Genomic DNA, 17,682 nt, shown 5'->3' on the forward strand with positions numbered 1-17,682 from the left:
TAACAGGCCAAGAAAGTGTCTTGATTTTAAGACGCCTATAGAAGTATTCTTTAATCAACCTGTTGCACTAAAGAGTTGAACCCGCATGACAATAATAGAGTTTCTGCTAAACTTTTCATGGTATCAGATTTTATTGAAGTCAATAGCCATAGTTGTTTTATGATATGCAAATATGAAGAGAGCAAATAAGTATATTTGAATAATGTGTCACTATTGCCGGTGTCAAAATGAAAGTGGGATGCCAAAATTGTGATTTTGTCGGTGAAGTTAATGAGAGTAGTATTACAGAAAGTGGCTTATCTCTAACATGTCCGAAATGCTCAAGGACAATATATATAAATAAAAGAGGATACACTAATATCTGCCACAATTGCGGATTTGAAAACATGCCTGGTGAAATTTATTGTAAAAGCTGTAAATCTCCTTTAGAAAAACCAAAAAGCTTCCTCGGAGATCCAGATGTCTATAAGCTTCATAAAATTGCCACATCTGAAATAAAGAATAAGAAAGTAGATTCTAACAAATTTATCTTTTTTAAAAAGAAAAGAGACCTTAATCAAAAAATAAAGGCTATGGAAACGTTTAAGACTATCTTTTCTGAGGCAATATCAGATGGTGTTTTGACTGATTTTGAAATAAAATATTTGAAGCTTTTTGCCGAAAAAAATGAAATTAGTTGGAAGGAAGCGATGGCTTTTGTAACAAGAGAAGCTAATTGTTTTGTAGAAAGTATATCAAAAACATATATTGAAGATGGTATTCTCGATGATGATGAAAAGAAAGATATTGAAAAAATTAGTAAAATACTAAAAATTGATCCAAATAGGATGATTAAAATTTATGAAGAATTGGACACACCTAAAAGAAAAGCGATAGAATTCTTTAAGAATAAATTTAAGGAATTTATTTCAGACGGAGTTTTAACAGCACAAGAAATGAATTATTTAAAAAGGTTCGTAAAAAAGTACAATTTAGATTGGGATGATATGATGATACTTGTAAGGGAAGATGCCCTTAATTTTGTTGAAAGCCTTGTAATAACTGCTTCGGAGGATAATGTAATTGATAGAAAAGAAGAAAAAGTTATAAATAAAGCAATGGATGTTTTAAAACTGGGAAAAGAAGAACGTGAAATAATAAAATACGATCTTTTGAAGGTTAAAGCTAAAGCATTAGAAATATTCGAAAATCTTTTTATAAAATCAATAGAAGATTACGAGTTGGACGACAATGAAATGAATCAGCTTATGAACGTGACGGAAAAATACGGTTTAAAATGGGGAGAAGCTTTAAAACAAATTGAAGAACCTGCAAAGGATTTCATTGAACAACTTTTACTATTCGCAAAACAGGATGGAAAAATCGAAAAAGAAGAAGAAAAAACAATTAAAAAAATGATGGAGTTTCTTAAAACCCAAGATGATTACAAAAAGGAAATTCAAAACGAGATAAAGAGAATTAAAAAAATTCAAAATATTAGAAAAGGAAATTTGACCCCATTGGATTTGAAACCTCCACCTGTTATTATAAAAAGCACTGAATTTTTTTACATATACGATCCATGTATATATATAAAAACCGATAAAAATAGAACAGAAACCACTGGTAAACTTGTTCTCACGAGTGACAGAGTTTTTTTTCTTGGCAAGGATAAAACAAAAAATACTAGCTTTCAATTCATATATAAGAGTGTTTTCAATTTATCATATGATTCCAATTCTGTTTTTATAGATAGACAAGGAAAAGGAAGGGGATATTACAGGCTTAGTAATCCTGAAATTGTTTATGAGATATTGCTCTTTTTGACAAAAAAATCAAATTTTCTAATCACACAAAGCGATAAAGAAATGTCAAGACATATTCCACGAGATGTACAAATGGAAGTTTTTTATAGGGATGGTGGTAAATGTGTCATGTGTGGTGCCGATAAATATCTCGAATTTGATCACATAATCCCGTTTTCAAAAGGCGGAGCAAACACGGTAGATAATATACAAATTTTGTGTAGAGCTTGTAATCAGAAAAAGGGTTCCAATATATAGTAAGCAGTCATCTATTTCCCTACCCGCCCCCCCGCTCCCGGAGCTTCCTGACGTCGCCGATCCTTATCGTCACCTTCTCGGAGTCGAAATACTCGAAGAGGGGTATCATGTACTTTCTGGTGGAGCCGGTCATATCCTTGAATCCCTGGGTGGTTATCTCGCCCTTCTCCTTCAGATATTCAATCAGCTTTTTCTTGAGATCGTCGAGGTCCCCGGCGTCGAAGTAGAGGTTCTCCTTCACCCTGACTATTTTGCCGTCCCTTGCGTTGACGGTGAGAAGCTTTTTGACTTCAGCTTCGGTAACCTTCAACGCCTCGGCCATCTCCTGAGTCGACGGCGGCGAGAGCCCTCCCCCCCGGATCATATCCACGGCGCCCTTGATTATCTCCTCCTCGTCGGCTTTCAACACAACCTTGTGGGATGAGAGGGCGATCCTCTCGCCCGCGGCCGAGATTTTATCTTTTCCCGCAAGGTCGTCCATTAGTTTTGCAAAGAGCTTCTGCCCCACCCCCCAGGGCATCTTCCTGAACAGCTCCTCCTTCGATATCCCCTCCTCCTTAGGGTTCTTGGCGTGGTATTCCCCGATCCTCTCGATGGCGACCCCCTTTAGCCTTCCGTAAGTTTCCCCCTCCAGGTAGCCCCCCTTATCCTTATCGAAGACTACTATCCTCCTGTCGCCCAGGAGTTTGTCGAGAATCTTATTGGTCTTAGTCTGGGATGTCCCCATCCTCACCTCGAGCTCCTTTGCCGTTGCCCCTATGTACCCCGTGTCGCGAAGGAAGACGACGGCCCGCTCGTCAAGCTCGCCCCGTGTCAATATCTCGAAGTCCTCGATGGTGTCTTCCTTGAACCGCTTGTGCTTTTTCGGGTGGGCGTTCAGAATCTCCCCGCCTCCGACCGTCGTCACGGGCGAGAGGGAGCGGATGACGAACCTGTCTCCCGGGACGGCGACGACCGGCTCGGTGAGGCGAATCTGGACGTAGGCTTCGTCGCCGGGGGCGACCTCCTCCCTCTCCATCAGGACGACGTTTACGATCACCTCGCTGGTTCCGAGGTGGAACCTCACCCTTTCCCTGTTCTTGAGGTTTTTTGCGTTGTCAGAAAGGTAGCTAAGCTTCGCGTCAATCATGTAGGTCGGCTCGATGGTCCCGGGAGAGATTATCGTGTCCCCCCTCTTTATCGATTCCCTGTCGATACCGGTCAGATTGATGGCGGTTCTCGTTCCGGCCACCGCCTCGTCGACCGAGTCGTTGTGGACCTGAATTCCCCTGATCCTGGCAGCCTTGCCTGTTGGCATTATGGTTATCTCCTCTCCCGCCTTTACCCCGCCGGATAGGAGCGTCCCCGTGATCACGGTCCCGAACCCCTTCATCGTAAAGACGCGGTCTACGGGGAGCCTAAAAAGGCCGGAGGCTCCCCTCCCCTCGACCTTGGAGAGCAGCCCGTCCAGAACCGATATCAGTTCGTCGATGCCGTCGCCCGTGATGGAGGACACCCTGACGACGGGCGCCCCCTCCAAAAAAGTCCCGGAGGTGAAATCGAATAGCTCCTCCTCGACAAGGGAGATCATCTCTTCGTCGACGGTGTCCACCTTCGTTATGATCACGACGCCGAGGGGGACGTCGAGGAGCTTCAGGATGTTCATGTGCTCGACCGTCTGGGGCATTATACCCTCGTCCGCGGCGACGACGAGCGCCACGATGTCTATCCCGCCGGAGCCGGCGACCATGTTCTTCACGAACTTCTCGTGCCCCGGGACGTCCACGATCCCGAGGCGCGTCCCGGAGGGGAGGTCGAGGTAGGCAAAACCGAGCTCTATCGTGATGCCCCGTTCCTTCTCCTCCTTCAGCCTGTCGGTATCTATGCCGGTAAGGGCCTTAATCAGGGCCGTCTTTCCGTGGTCGATGTGCCCGGCGGTCCCGAGGATTAATCTTTTCATCTGCTCCCCTTCAGTTTTTTAGAGATTATATCAAAAGGCGTGGGAAAACGGTACATTTTTTGAGTCTGTTTTTGGATTGTTTTTTTAGACACTTCATCTTGAAAACAGCTGGACGCCGGCAAAGATACTCTGTTTTTTTGTTGTCACCTCCCCCCCGTTGTGAGAAGATTTACCCATGAAAAAGATTGCCAATATCTTGGAGAAGCTCGAAGGATACTTCGGCATACCCGAAAAACGCCTGAGGAAAGATCCCCTGTCTGAACTTATCTTCTCGATCCTCTCCCAGAACACCACCGACCTGAACAGGGACAGGGCCTATGCGAGCCTGATGTCCCGCTTTGAGAGGTGGGAGGATGTGATGGCGGCGGATGTAAAGGAGATCGAGGAGGCGATAAGGGTCGGCGGGCTTGCGCCCCAGAAGTCGGTCAGGATAAAGGAGATACTGGGCGAGATATATAACGAGCGGGGAAGGCTCGACCTCGATCACTTGAGCGATATGGATAGGGACGAGGCCCTCGATTACCTCACCTCGTTTAAGGGGGTGGGCGTGAAGACCGCGTCTATTGTGCTTCTCTTCTCCCTCGGCAAGCCCGCCTTTCCGGTGGACACCCACATCTACAGGGTGACAAAAAGGCTTGGGCTTGTCGATGAGAAGGCGGATGTTACGTCCGCCCACAAGATCATGGAGAGGCTGGTACCCGAGGATAAATATTTCCCCTTCCACATCCTGCTCATCCGCCTCGGGCGGGAGTACTGCAAGGCGAGAAGACCCTTATGTGAAGAGTGTCCATTAAACTCTCTCTGTCCCTCCAAAGACGAGTTTTTTAAGGAGAAAAAACAGCCCCGAGCCAATTAGTCTATTTTGAGGGGCCAAACTATTTACTTGCATTCGCTCAAGTAAAAAGTTTATAATTTCCCAAGGCGTTTTCTTTAATATTTTGGGGGTTTAAGAAACGTGCCGTCCGGGGGATTGAAGCTGAGGGACATCTTCGTCGGGTCTTCCTTGGGAACCCTTGTGGGAGACGCCTTCGGCGCATCGGTCGAGGGCTGGCATCCGGCCTCGATCAGGGAGCGGTACGGATTGCTCGAAAAACCGATCAACGGCAGATACACCGACGACACCCAGATGATGATCGGGATAATGGAGGCGATCCGCTCCGAACCGGAGCCGACCCAGCGGGAAATCGCCAAAAGGTTCCTCGATAACTTCGATTCTTCCCGTGGCTACGGGGGGCGGATCTTCGGGGTGATGAAGAGGATCGAGGCCGGGATCGGTGCGGACGAGGTGGGAACGGACAGCTGGGGGAACGGGGCCGCCATGCGGATTGCCCCCATAGGCTGTTTTTTTTACGACGACAGGGAAAGGCTGGTTGAGCACGCCGTCAAGTCGGCCGAGATCACCCACAAACACCCCATAGGCGTTGCCGGGGCGGTGGCGCAGGCGGCAGCCGTGGCCTTTGCGGTCGGGGCCGCGGCCGAGGGCCGAAAGATTGAGGCGGCGAGATACGTCGACGACATCGCCGCTTTGGTTGACGCCATCAGCGGGGAGTTCTCGGCCGCCCTTGCCCCGATAAAGAAGTTCTCGGCCTCAGGGATTGATGAGGCCATAGATATCCTGGTATCGAATTTTACGCGGGACGTGAGCGCAATCGGGGCCGTGCCGGCAAGCATATCGGCGTTTCTGTTATCAAAGTGCTTTGCCGATGCAGTGATCATCGCAGTCAACGCCGGCGGGGACGCCGACACGACCGGCGCAATGGCGGGGGCGATCGCCGGGGCCTACTACGGGGCGGGTGCCATCCCGCTCGACTGGCTCGAAATGATGGAGAAGGGCAAAAAGGGAGTGACGTACGTAATGGACCTTGCGATTAAGCTCACGGAGATGAAAGTTGGACGTAATCCTTGATATATTCCCCTGGTTTCCCATTGTCTTCGTCTTCGGGGTCATAATGGGGGTATTCGCCCTTTTTTTAATCCTTTTTCTCCTCATATCAATAAGAAGGTTGTTAAGGGAGCTTATCTACTCGGTGGAGGAGCTTTCCGTTCGCGCCGAGAGCATCTTCATCAAGGCCTCGCCCCTCTTGGACGCCGGTGTGGATGCTCTGGGAAAGACCAAGGAGTGCCCGGAGTGCAAGAAGCTCATCGACGGAGCCTACGGGGCGTGTCCCTTCTGCGGCCACGAGTTCAAAAAGAAGTATTTCTTAAACATCATAGGCCCGGCAGACGAGGTGGCCCTGAACAACGCCGCCAAGAAGCTGGCCCAGCTTCTCAAGATCGATTTTCACGAGGTGAAGCACCGCCTGAGGATGGGATTCGATTACGCCGTGACCGATCATTCAAAGAGGATGGAGTTCATGTCGGGCCTCGAAAAGATGGGGTGCAGTGTCAGGGAAGTGGTGAAGTGGGTGTAAATATATATGTCATTACCTTGGGAAGCGGGAAACTCTAAGTGTGTCATTCCCGCGTAAGCGGGAATCCAGAGTGTGGGTGTTTGTGCGTTGGGCGGGTGGGCGGAACCGATATCTATCTGGATTCCCGATCAGGTCGGGAATGACAGTATAGCGGATTCCTAACCGGGTCGAGAATGAAGGTATAGCGGATTCCCAACCGGGTCGTTAATGACGGGATACAGATTCCATATCGATTTAGTAGCAAAAAAAAGGTAAACCTTATATGTCATTCCCGTGAAAACGGGAATCCAGTGAATATCTATCTGGATTCCCGATCAGGTCGGGAATGACAGGATGATGGATTCCGAATCGGGTTGGAAAAAGAGGATAATCGATTTTTAATCGGGTCGGGGAAGGTAGGATGGGAAGGTGTTTTAAAGGGCAGTTTTTTTCACGGGAGGAAAAAATGAGAATCATCGCGTGGCTCTTTATTCTGGCGGCCTTTGCGGGCTTCATATTCGGGATCGTGGTCAAGGTGTTCGGTATGGCTCCGTTCGCCTTCGATCTTTATCCCAGGTCGTTCATCAACTTCGTTACGGTTTGTCTCCTCTTCGCCATAGCGTTTATCCTTCTGGGACCCCACAGACACGTAAAGGATTAGAACGTCAAATTCGGGATCGGGTGAAGAAGCGCCCTCGGGCGCTCGCTGAAAATTAATCCGGCTTTAGTATTGGGATTGTGTTTTATCGCGTAATCCCTGTGGGGGGATATGCATGTTTTTTAGTGCAGACGGGATGGAATTTTACCCCGGCCTCACTCCTTTACGTGCTCGTTGATAAATCCCACGAAGGTATTGAAATATTCCTCTCCCCCTACGTCGAATGTGTCGTTGTGCATGGCGCCCTCTATGGTGTAGAATGTCTTCGGCTCGTTGGCGGCGTCGAAGAGCCTTCTGCCCAGGTCGTATGAGACGATCTCGTCGGAGTCGCCGTGGATAAAAAGGACGGGGAACTTAATCCCCCTGATCTTCTCCTCGGAGTTGAACTTCATGGTGAGGAGCTTGTCGATTCCCAACATCGGGTAGAAGCTCCTGACCATGTCCTTCAGGCTCGTGAAGGTCGATTCGAGGATGAGACAGGGAAAGGTAAATCTCGAGGCAAGGTCCACGGCGATCGGCCCACCCATCGATCTCCCGAAGGGGACGATCTTAGATATGGGTATCTTCATCTCGCCCGTGAGGTAATCGTACGCCCCCAGGGCGTCGAGGTAGAGGCCCTCCTCGGCGATCTTTCCGCCGCTGTTGCCGAAGCCGCGGTAGTCGAAGATGAAGACAGAAATCCCCCGCTTAACGAGGAGGGTGATGTTCTCAATCCTGTGGGAGATGTTCCCCGCGTTTCCGTGGCAGAAGATGATTGTCGGGGCGCCCTCTCCAGCGGGCACGAACCAGGCGTTTATCCTGACGTTATCCTTGGTCAGGTAGTAGACGTCTTCGAACCGGTACCCGAAATCCTTTGGGGTATAGTCGATCCGCTTTTCGGGAAAGAAGATGAATCTCTTTTCTATCTCCACGCTTGCCTCCTGATACGGTGTCTATTTTTTCTTCGGCCATTATAACATTAAGGCCGCCGAATGGTATACCATAATTGTGTTTAAAAAACGGCCGGATTTTCCGGGCAAGGTGAATATTGGTATTGAAAACCGGTTCGATTTGACCTTTGCCGGACGATTCGGAAGGTGGTACAATAGAAATAACAAAGTGTAAAATAATAAGGGAGGTTTTATCATGTCAGATGCGCATATCTTTCAGCTGTTGGGATTGGTCTACGCGGCCGCCGGCGTCAGGGGGTTAATCTACAAAGAGGCGTACAGGGATATCATGAAGGACTCCATCGAGTCACCGGCCCTGTATTACCTCTTCGGCCTGCTCGCCCTGGTGCTCGGCTTCCTGCTTGTCGTATATCACAACGAGTGGAGCCTGAGCTGGTCGGTCATCATCACGATCTTCGGCTGGATCGCCTTTGTCGAGGGTATTTTGATCGTCACGTACCCGGCGCCTTTTCTAAAGATGAGCAAATGGATGATGAAAAAGGAGAAGTTCCTGCACCTGTATGCAGTGGTTCCCCTCCTTCTGGGGATTTTTTTCCTGCTGCTGGGGTTCTGGGCGGTTTAGCAGTACTAAAGCTCTGTTTGTTTCCCTGATCCCTATGTCATTGCGAGCGAAGCTGATTATAAAAAACGGGTAGCGCGGCGGTCTGGTGACAAAGAGGACGAGATTGCCGCGTCATCGGCCCACTTAAAAATTAAGCCGATCCCCCGCGGTGGCGGCGATTTATGTCTTTATCACAAGTCTACTGATAAGCTAACGCTTGTAAGTAGAACCCTACACACAGACCGACCTACTAAATTCCCGCTTCCGCGGGAATGACAGATCAAACTTATTTCCCTTTTTCTCATTAAAGATTTTATGGGGAGTCCAATATTCTGTCATTCCCGACTCGAACGGGTATTTATGCTGTCATTCCCGACCTGATCGGGAATCCAGAAAGATATTAATTTCCGTTTCCACGGCCGAGCTGGACGGACAGACTTATATGCCCTTATTGTTTTTGACTATCCGGTGATAATTGAAAAGCCCACTGACAAGTAAGGACTTATCAGTGCCACCCATCCGAAGAATCAGCATGGAGTTATTTTTGTATATTCCCTTACCCCAGCCCCTTCAAAAACCCCCCCACTAACTCTCCCACATCATACTCGAAGCCGCCGTAGAAGTGGTCGGCGCCGCGTATCACGACAAGCTCCTTCGGCTCGTCGAGCCTCTGCACCAATTCTTTGAGGACGTCGAGGTCGAGGAAGTCGTCCCGGTCGCCGGCGACGAAGAACTTGGGTACCTTGGCGCCTTCGAGGTACGAGAAGTCGAACATCGAGACCGGCGGAGATACCGCCGCCCATGCGGATATTCGATTGTCGGAGATGGCGTGGTGAAGCCCCACCCACGCCCCGTAGGAATATCCCACGAGATAGATCGGGTTAAATCCCCCCATCTCGGAGACGAAATCCACCGCCGCCTTGACGTCCCGGCCGTCCTCCAACGTCCCGGTCGCGCGGCCGCCGCTTCCGCCGACACCGCGGAGGTTGAAGCGGAGGGCGGAATATCCCCTGTTGATGACATTAATTAGCACCCCCTCCACCACGTTGTTATGCATGCTCCCTCCGTAGTGGGGGTGTGGGTGGCAGATGATGGCAATCGGGGACTCGTTCGATTCCCCGGATGCCCTCGTAAGCCCCCCGGTGAGGGTCACCTCTCCCGACGGGATCGTTATCTTCTCTTCTTTCACTCTATACTCCAACATATTAATAGACTGATACTAATAAACCGATGGGCCGATGAAAACGGTGCCGGCTTTATATGTCCTGATGAATCAATGGAATGCGGCGTCATAGGAGTTGTCATCCAAGTTAAAGAGCCTCTTGACGCTGGGGCTTTTCTTTCCCGCCCCACCATCTCCGGTGCCGAGGTCCCCCACGACAAAGACGTTCAGCCGGTTTTTTATCCTTCCCGTTATGACCAGCTCGTCTCCCCCGGGCGACCAGGATGGGCCGTAGAGGATGGAGTCCCTCTTGAGAAGCCTCTCCGCCTCTCCCCTCTCGACGTCGAGGAGCCAGAGCTCCGTGGGCGTGCGGCGCTTCGACTTGCCTTCGTCGTCCTCTATTTCCCACGTCACGAAGGCGATGCGGCGCCCGTCGGTGGATGTCACCCCCGCTCCCACGTTCTTTACGGTCTTTATGTCCTCGAGCATAACGATGTTCTTCCCGTCGGGGTCCGAGCTGGCGAAGGAGTAACTGTAGGACTTCCCCTTGCCCGGTTCCTGGTGATAGGCGACCATCAGGTTCCCGTCAGGATACCAGCCCATCAGCCTCGTCGTGTAGCCGGCGCGGATGACCCTCTTCGATCCGGTCTCGAGGTTTATCGTCTCGACGTGAACCGCCTCGTCGCTATCGACATTTTTGGGAAGGACCGAGGAATCATAACCGGAGGCATAGCTGTGGGCGTCGTAGGCTATATATTTTCCGTTCGGCGAAAGGATCAGGTTCTCGAAGAGATTGTCTTTCGAGGATATAAGGACATCGCCCTTCCTCTTGATGATATTATATATGACGATCTTGTTTGCGATCTCTTTTGAGGGGGAGGTGGAGACGTATGCCAAGACCTCCGCCGATATCCAGATGTGGTGATTCAGCGCAACCGGCGCGGGTATCGACGACACATTTTTTGAGCCGTACGTGTCCGCGATGGAGATCTTCCCGCCCCCCGCCTCGTTTTCCACGACTATGAACGCCACCCTCTTTCCGTCGGGGGATATTATGGGACGCCTTATCGTCTCTTCGCTATCGGCGAGGAGCAGGGGTTCTTCCTCCCCCCGTTTGAGCCACACGCCCCACCTAACGGCCCCGCCGTCTCCGTCCGCCGCCTTGTCGCTGACATAGACCATCTCGGCGACATTAGATTTTTCGGCCGCCTCGCCCTTTCCCTTTTCGGTGTCTAGGTCCACGGCGCTTCCGTATCTCACCTGGGTGATCCAGAGCCCCTCAAAGCCCGGGATTACGAGGTTATCCAGATACGTCCTGGCGTCCTCCTTCTTCTCGAAGGTTCCCAGCCCCACCTTGTAGAGGGAGTCCGATTTGATGTGGCTCTCGAACAGGAATACGTCGTATCCGTCGCTTTTAAGTTCAGAAAGGAGTTTGTGGGCGTTTTCGAGGCTGCTGAAGGCCCCCAGCTGGATCGTGTAGAACTCTGTGTAGTCCCCCCTGTCCTCCGGCTTCGGCGTCAGGTAGTTCAGCTCCCCCTCCTTCGGTATCTCCCTCAAGGGGGATTTCCCGTCGAGGGGGACCTTCCCCGTTACATGCTTCTCCTTTTCGTCTTCGGCCACTTTTTCGCCGCAGCCTATGACCGAGGCGATGACGAAAGCCGCGGCAAAGAGCCAACAAAGGGTAAATATCGTCCTTCTCATCAGTGCACCTCGCTCCAGTTTTTACCGGTATTGATGTCCACCTTGAGGGCGACGGAGAGATCCATCACCCCCTCCATCTCTTCCCCGACTATCTTCACGACCTTTTCCACATCACCCTCCAACGTCTCCAACAGCAGCTCGTCGTGGACCTGGATGATCATTTCGGCGCTTAGATTTTCCTTTTTGAGGCGGCGGTGGATGTTTATCATGGCGAGCTTTATAAGGTCGGCGGCGCTACCCTGGACGTGTGTGTTTACCGCCATCCTCTGGGCGAAGGCGCGGACGTTTCTGTCATTGCTCTTGAGCTCCGGCAGGTAGCGCCTCCTGTCCATGATGGTGGTTACGTATCCGTCCTCCTCCGCCTTTTTTGCGGCGCTGTCGATAAACTCCTTTACGCCGGAGAACTTGTCGAAGTAGGCGTCGATGAACTCCTGGGCCTCCTGACGCCCGATGTTGAGCTGCTGCGACAGGCCGTGGGCCGAGATTCCGTATATGATGCCGAAGTTAATGGTCTTTGCCTTTCGCCTCATCTCCGGCGTGACGTCGGCGGCATCTATTCCGAAGATGGCGCCGGCGGTGCTGCTGTGGATGTCCTCATCCCTTGAAAATGCCTCAAGAAGAGCCTGGTCCTGGGAGAGGTGGGCAAAAAGTCTCAGCTCGATCTGGGAGTAGTCGGAGCTTACCAAGAGGTGCCCTCCCTCCGGTATGAAGGCCTCCCTGATCTTTCTCCCCTCCGGCGTCCTTATGGGGATGTTCTGGAGGTTCGGGTCGGAGGAAGAGAGCCTCCCCGTTGCTGTGACCGTCTGGTTGAACGACGTGTGGATCCTTCCGGTCTTTCTGTTTATCAGTTTTGCCAGCGAGTCCACGTAGGTAGATTTAAGCTTTGTCAGGCTCCGATATTCCAGTATCTCCCCCGCTATCGGGTGCTGGGCCGTGAGAGCGGTCAAAACGTCATTGTCGGTCGAGTGGCCGGTCTTCGTCTTCTTTACGGTAGGGAGCTTCATCCTCTCGAAGAGGACTTCCCCCAGCTGCTTAGGCGAGTTGATGTTGAAATCCTCGCCGGCGTGTTCGATTATCCTGGCTCGCAGCTTTTCGATCTTCTCCGAAAACTCGGCTGAGAGCACGTGGAGCCTGGCCTCGTCCACCCTGACCCCCTTGATCTCCATCTCGGCAAGGACCTCGATCAGGGGTATCTCTACCTTGTGAAAGAGGGACTCGGTCTTAAGCTCCCCCATCTTTTTATCCATTACGGGGAGCATTTTGTATACGAGGTAGGCGTCCTCGGCGGCGTAGGGGGCGGCGTCCTCCACCATTACCTCGGAAAATGAGAGCTGGTTTTTTCCCGATCCCGCGACGTCGCTGTAGCTTATCGGCTTGTGCCCGAGGTATCTCAGCGAGATGTTGTCGAGGCCGTGGCCACGTCTAGAGGGATTTATCAGGTAGGACGCCACCATGGTGTCGAAGGCTATGGGGGAAATTTCGACACCGTTTCTCTTCAGGATGATGTAGTCGTATTTGATGTTCTGCCCGATCTTCCTGACCTTCGGATCTGACAGGAGGTCCTTCAGGAGATCGAGGCAACGCTTCATGTCGAGCTGCGCCGGCGCCCCCAGGTATCTATGGCCTAGGGGGATGTAGCAGGCGGAGTCCTCCTCGAAGCAGAGGGATATCCCCACAAGGTCCGCCTCCATCGGAAAGACCGAGGTTGTCTCGGTGTCGACCGACAGGTACTCGGCCCTCTTAGCCCCCTCGATGATCTCAAAAAGCCTCTCTTCGGTAAAAACGGTCTCGTGGGGAATCGTGAGTCCCGCCCCCGGCTCATCGAGCTCCTTTAGAAGCGTGTGGAACTCGAGCTCGGTGAAGATCTCCTTGAGCCTACCCTTGTCCGCCGCCTCCATCTCCATTTCTTCGAGGTTTAAATCGATCGGGACGTCGAGATCGAGGGCGAAGAGAGCCCGGGAGAGAAAGGCGTTCTCCTCGTTGTCTTCGAGGCTCTCCCTCCTCTTCCCCTTGAAGTCGTCGATGTTCTTGAAGAGCTCCTCGAGCGTACCGTATTTCTTTATCAGGTCGACGGCGGTCTTCTCCCCGATGCCGGAGACCCCTGGGATGTTGTCGGAACTGTCCCCGGAGAGCCCGAAGACCTGAAGGAGTCCTGCCCCCGTCGTTCCGTACTTATCCCAGACGGCGGCAAGGTCGGTGACCTCGCCCTTCATTGTGTCGAGGAGCGTGACCTTTTCTGACACGAGCTGGGCCATATCCTTGTCGCCGGTGACGATTACAACCTCGACGTCGTCCGGGGCCTTAGTCGCTACCGTTCCGATGATATCGTCCGCCTCGTACCCCGGCGCCTCGACAGACTTGATGTTGTAGGCGGAGACCAGCTCCTTTATCTTCGGTATCTGGGGGATCAGGTCCTCTGGCGTCTCTTTTCGGTTCGCCTTGTAAAGGGGGTATTTGTCGTGGCGGAAGGTGGGCCCCTTGGTGTCGAAGGCGACAAGTAACAGATCCGGCTTGATGTCGTCGATCACCTTTCTCAGCATGTTGTTAAAGCCGAATACGGCTCCGGTCGGGAAGCCGCTGGAATTCGCCAGGCCCCTTATTGCGTAAAAGGCCCTGAAGATGTATGAGCTCCCGTCGATTACGGCGAGCTTTCTCGTTTTTTTCGACTCGGCTGAATCGGACATTCTCCCCCCGGTGGTGATTATATTTGGCAAATGGGATGAATCAATAATATATAATGCAAAAATACAAGCTTAATCTACCAGAGGGGCGTCAAAGTGTCAATCCCTTTGAGGGGGGATGTTAAAATCCAGTGACGGGGAGAAAGACGGACGTTAAAAAAATCCGATCTCTTTAAAAGTCCGCTTTTACAGACAAATCTCCTTTTTAACGGCATTAACGCCGGACTGAACCATAGATTACAACGTACTTGACAAAGGGGTTCGTTTTGTGAGATTATCAAAATGGAGAGATATAATTAAAACCAAGCCGCAGATTAAGGGATATGGTTCAATAAGATTATTTTTAGTATATCAGATACTTTAAAGTAAAAACTAAAAGCCTAAAGAGGGAGAAATCTTCAAATGGAGCTCCAACGGGAAAAAGGAAAGAGCGTTGAGATATTCAGAAAGCTCGTGTCCGCCAAGCAGTCTCTGATATACGTCGTGACATGGGAGGAGGGGAGGCTTCAGCTGCTTCTGGAGAAGCTCGCCCAGACGATGTTTTCGACGCCGGTGAAATTCTTCACGTGGGAGAGCACCAACGGCCTGTCCCTAAACGGCAAGGGTATCGAGGGGACGAAAGACCCGATCTCGGCCATCGACAGGGCCATTGGGATGCAGGAGAACGCCATTTTTCTCTTCAAAGACCTCCATCGAGACATGGAGAACAATTACCTCCTCGCCCGAAAGCTCCGGGACGCCTACGACGCCCTGGCGGCCTCATATAAAACGATCTTTATCGTGGCGCCGATGCTCTCTCTTCCTTACGAGCTCAACAAGGAGATGGCTGTGGTGGACATGGATCTACCCGCCTACGAGGAGATAGCCGCCCTCTTTAACTCGATAGCCGCTTCCTTCGCAAAGAGCAAGGGAATGAAGGCCCAGCTTACCCCGGAGGAGAAGGACGCCCTGATTCACGGCGCTATGGGCCTGACCTTCGACGAGGCGAAAAACGCCTTCACAAAGGCGATGATGGGAAGGAAACTCTTGGATGTCTCGGCTTTGAAGGTGATCCTTCAGGAGAAGGAGCAGTTGATAAGGAAGACCGGAATACTGGAATTTGTGGCGGAAAAGCCGTCCATAGAGGATATCGGAGGGCTGGGAAACCTGAAGGACTGGCTCGCCGCAAGGACTAAAAGCCTATCGCCGGACGCCGCCAAATACGGCCTTACGCCCCCCAAGGGATTTCTCATGACCGGCATCTCCGGGTGCGGAAAGAGCCTCACCGTCCAGGCGGTCTCGTCCTATTGGAACCTGCCTCTCATCAGGCTCGACATGAACCGGGTCTACAGCGGGCTTATGGGTTCTCCCGAGGAGTCTCTAGCGGTGGCGTTGAAGATCGTGGAGGCGATGGCTCCCTGCGTCCTCTGGGTGGACGAGATAGAAAAGGGGATAGGCTCCTACAGCGGGGAGACGAGGGATATGAACGTCGGCCGAATCTTCGCAATGTTCCTCACATGGATGCAGGAGAAGAGGGGCTTTGTCTTCGTTGCCGCAACGGCTAACGAGATCGAGATGCTCCCCCCGGAGATATTGAGGAAGGGGCGTTTTGACGAGATATTCTTCGTCGATCTCCCCGGGGTAACGGAGAGGATGCAGATATTTAACGTACACCTGAAAAAGAGGAAGCAGGATCCGAGGAAATATAACCTCGAGGACCTGGCGAAGGCCACCGAAGGGTATGTGGGAGCGGAGATAGAACAGTGTGTAATCTCCGCCCTCTTCGAGGCCTTTCAGCAGAACAGGGAGCTCGTCATGGACGACCTTATGAAGGGGATCGGGAGGATGGTGCCCCTGTCTACGACGATGCAGGAGGATATCAAGCGGATCAAGAGGTGGGCGTTCAACAGGGCGGTCCTCGCCAGCAAGCCGGAGAAGTATCAGCCAAAGACGGTGGTGGAGGACAGAACCCCCAAGGTTCAGGAAGATATTATCAAGACCTCCTACAAAAAATCGGACATATAGATGTTCCGCCGGGCGGCTTGGGAGGTCTGCTGATACCGTAAGTTGCCGATATGGTTGAACCAAAAAATCGCATTTTATAAAAGAATCGAAATTAAATTAGTATCACCGGAGAAGAGGTACTTTCCTGAAAAGAAAAATTGAATCAACCACATCGAGGACGGCGGAGATGCCATGTCTGCCCCGTTTGTCTTCGGCACCTAAAGCGGACGGCTGCGAAGACGGCGATGATTGTGTACCCTTACCTATCCCGAGTTTCTTAAAGCAATTACTTAATAGTCCGGCCGTAAGTAGACTATTCGTAGGGGCGGCGCTCCCGGGGAAATCCATGAATATATGTTATGGTGTGCCAAGCGGGGGGACGGTGTATTCGGAGCGGAAGTCGGCGCCAGGCTTTACGGTTTTTAAGGAAATAACGGGAGACACCCGGAAGTTTTATCGAAACGTGCCAAAATATCCTTGGCATTATACAATTTGAAAGTGATCTATCTGGTTTGATCAGAAAATAATCGTATGGAACGTGAAATATCATCCTTTATTTTTGAAGCGGCCCTTATCTTCATCTTGATTGTGGCAAACGGCTTTTTTGCCGGCTCGGAGATAGCAATCGTTACGATGAGGAAGAGCCGCATTAAGACGCTTAGAGAAGAAAAGAGGCATAAGAGCAACGCCGAGAAGCTGCTGCACATAAAAGACGATCCCGACGGGTTTCTCTCCACCATCCAGATCGGGATTACGCTCATTGGATCCCTCGCCTCTGCAGTGGGTGGCGCCGCCGCCGTTCAGCTCTTGACCCCCATAATCAGGGCGATCAAGATCGAGGCGCTTTCCGCCGCCGCACAACCCATCTCAATCTTTATTGTTGTCATTGTCATCTCCTACTTCATGCTGGTCTTAGGAGAGCTCGTGCCGAAGTCCCTCGGCATCAGGTTTTCGGAGAAGATATCGCTCTTTGTCGTCGGGCCCATCATCTTCGTAGCAAAGATCATTTCGCCGCTGATTAAACTCCTCACCTTTTCCAACAACGTTGTCCTTAAGGCCCTCGGGATGAAGGGGAGGGCGGACTCCTCATTTTTTACCGAGGAGGAGATAATTTTGATATTAAAGGAGGGCGAGGAGAAGGGGGTGCTCGACGAGACGGAGCACGAGCTGATCCACTCGATCTTCGACTTTACAGACAGGCAGGTCAAAGACGTTATGGTGCCACACCCGAAGATCAACGCCGTGGACATCGACTGGAAGAAAGACAAGATTCTGAAATTCATCGTCAACAGCGGGAAAACCCGTTATCCCGTCTACAAGGACAACCTCGATAATGTCGTGGGAGTCCTGAACAATAAGGACGTGCTCTACCATTTCGTCAACAAGAAGGCCTTCGAGGTGGAAAAGTTGATGAAACAGGCCCACTTCGTCCCCGAGTCCAAGATGATAAGCGAGCTTTTGAGGGAGATGCAAAACAGCAGGATCCAGATGGTGCTCGTTGTAGACGAGTATGGCGACATTGCGGGCCTAGCCACGATGGAGGACCTCCTGGAGGAGATCGTGGGGGAGATCGAGGACGAGCACGATATCGAATCGTCCGGGGTGGTCGGCAACATCGAAGATGGAACGATGGTA

13 protein-coding genes are annotated in these 17,682 nt (G+C 51.4%); 8 read left to right on the forward strand and 5 right to left on the reverse strand.

The features are described from left to right. The first annotated feature begins 227 nt into the window (after positions 1-227). Complete coding sequence (locus tag JW984_04865) at positions 228-2,042, forward strand: zinc-ribbon domain-containing protein (protein ID MBN1572512.1); 1,815 nt, start codon at positions 228-230, stop codon at positions 2,040-2,042. Positions 2,043-2,061: 19 nt separating this feature from the next. Here JW984_04865 and selB read toward each other — a convergent pair whose 3' ends face one another. Next, entirely contained in the window at positions 2,062-3,981 is a 1,920-nt protein-coding gene (gene selB / locus JW984_04870; GenBank protein MBN1572513.1) for a selenocysteine-specific translation elongation factor, read from the reverse strand. Between the two features lie 175 nt (positions 3,982-4,156). Between selB and JW984_04875 the strand changes: the two genes are divergently transcribed. The 4 genes from JW984_04875 (at position 4,157) to JW984_04890 (ending at position 7,032) form a co-directional block, all read left to right on the forward strand. Continuing rightward, positions 4,157-4,837, forward strand: coding sequence for an endonuclease III (locus tag JW984_04875; GenBank protein ID MBN1572514.1), 681 nt, complete (start codon positions 4,157-4,159; stop codon positions 4,835-4,837). A gap of 114 nt (positions 4,838-4,951) precedes the next feature. Then, the gene (locus JW984_04880; protein MBN1572515.1) at positions 4,952-5,887 is read left to right on the forward strand and encodes an ADP-ribosylglycohydrolase family protein; all 936 of its coding nucleotides are present in this window, start codon (positions 4,952-4,954) and stop codon (positions 5,885-5,887) included. Then, positions 5,871-6,392 (forward strand): hypothetical protein, encoded by a 522-nt coding sequence (locus JW984_04885; GenBank protein ID MBN1572516.1) that lies wholly within the window; start codon positions 5,871-5,873, stop codon positions 6,390-6,392. The genes JW984_04880 and JW984_04885 overlap by 17 nt, the downstream gene beginning before the upstream one ends. 445 nt (positions 6,393-6,837) lie before the next feature. After that, the gene (locus tag JW984_04890) at positions 6,838-7,032 is read left to right on the forward strand and encodes a hypothetical protein (GenBank protein ID MBN1572517.1); all 195 of its coding nucleotides are present in this window, start codon (positions 6,838-6,840) and stop codon (positions 7,030-7,032) included. A gap of 152 nt (positions 7,033-7,184) precedes the next feature. Here JW984_04890 and JW984_04895 read toward each other — a convergent pair whose 3' ends face one another. Next, entirely contained in the window at positions 7,185-7,940 is a 756-nt protein-coding gene (locus JW984_04895; GenBank protein MBN1572518.1) for an alpha/beta hydrolase, read from the reverse strand. 214 nt (positions 7,941-8,154) lie between these two features. On the opposite strand from JW984_04895, the gene JW984_04900 reads away from it, so the two are divergent. Beyond that, positions 8,155-8,541, forward strand: a complete 387-nt coding sequence (locus tag JW984_04900) for a hypothetical protein (GenBank protein MBN1572519.1) — start codon at positions 8,155-8,157, stop codon at positions 8,539-8,541. Positions 8,542-9,076: 535 nt separating this feature from the next. On the opposite strand, the gene JW984_04905 is transcribed toward JW984_04900, so the two are convergent. The 3 genes from JW984_04905 to polA all read right to left on the reverse strand — a co-directional run bounded on the left by JW984_04905 (position 9,077) and on the right by polA (position 14,067). Further along, positions 9,077-9,709, reverse strand: coding sequence for an alpha/beta fold hydrolase (locus tag JW984_04905; protein MBN1572520.1), 633 nt, complete (start codon positions 9,707-9,709; stop codon positions 9,077-9,079). A gap of 84 nt (positions 9,710-9,793) precedes the next feature. Continuing rightward, positions 9,794-11,383: an SPOR domain-containing protein gene (locus JW984_04910; protein ID MBN1572521.1), complete on the reverse strand. Its 1,590-nt coding sequence runs from the start codon at positions 11,381-11,383 to the stop codon at positions 9,794-9,796. Then, entirely contained in the window at positions 11,383-14,067 is a 2,685-nt protein-coding gene (gene polA / locus JW984_04915) for a DNA polymerase I (protein MBN1572522.1), read from the reverse strand. Before polA ends, JW984_04910 begins: the two co-directional genes overlap by 1 nt. A gap of 399 nt (positions 14,068-14,466) precedes the next feature. On the opposite strand from polA, the gene JW984_04920 reads away from it, so the two are divergent. Then, positions 14,467-16,068, forward strand: a complete 1,602-nt coding sequence (locus JW984_04920; GenBank protein MBN1572523.1) for an AAA family ATPase — start codon at positions 14,467-14,469, stop codon at positions 16,066-16,068. A 510-nt stretch (positions 16,069-16,578) separates the two neighbouring features. Next, a partial coding sequence (locus JW984_04925; protein MBN1572524.1) for an HlyC/CorC family transporter occupies positions 16,579-17,682 on the forward strand: 1,104 nt, incomplete at its 3' end.

It is taken from the genome of Candidatus Zymogenus saltonus, from assembly GCA_016929395.1.
Classification (GTDB): domain Bacteria; phylum Desulfobacterota; class Zymogenia; order Zymogenales; family Zymogenaceae; genus Zymogenus; species Zymogenus saltonus.

Bases quoted from the DNA above. Each gene is read 5' to 3' on its own strand.
- JW984_04875 (MBN1572514.1), top strand. From the start codon at position 4,157: ATGAAAAAGATTGCCAATATCTTGGAGAAGCTCGAAGGATACTTCGGC.
- JW984_04890 (MBN1572517.1), top strand. From the start codon at position 6,838: ATGAGAATCATCGCGTGGCTCTTTATTCTGGCGGCCTTTGCGGGCTTC.
- JW984_04865 (MBN1572512.1), top strand. From the start codon at position 228: ATGAAAGTGGGATGCCAAAATTGTGATTTTGTCGGTGAAGTTAATGAG.
- JW984_04910 (MBN1572521.1), bottom strand. From the start codon at position 11,383: ATGAGAAGGACGATATTTACCCTTTGTTGGCTCTTTGCCGCGGCTTTC.
- polA (MBN1572522.1), bottom strand. From the start codon at position 14,067: ATGTCCGATTCAGCCGAGTCGAAAAAAACGAGAAAGCTCGCCGTAATC.
- JW984_04900 (MBN1572519.1), top strand. From the start codon at position 8,155: ATGTCAGATGCGCATATCTTTCAGCTGTTGGGATTGGTCTACGCGGCC.
- selB (MBN1572513.1), bottom strand. From the start codon at position 3,981: ATGAAAAGATTAATCCTCGGGACCGCCGGGCACATCGACCACGGAAAG.
- JW984_04920 (MBN1572523.1), top strand. From the start codon at position 14,467: ATGGAGCTCCAACGGGAAAAAGGAAAGAGCGTTGAGATATTCAGAAAG.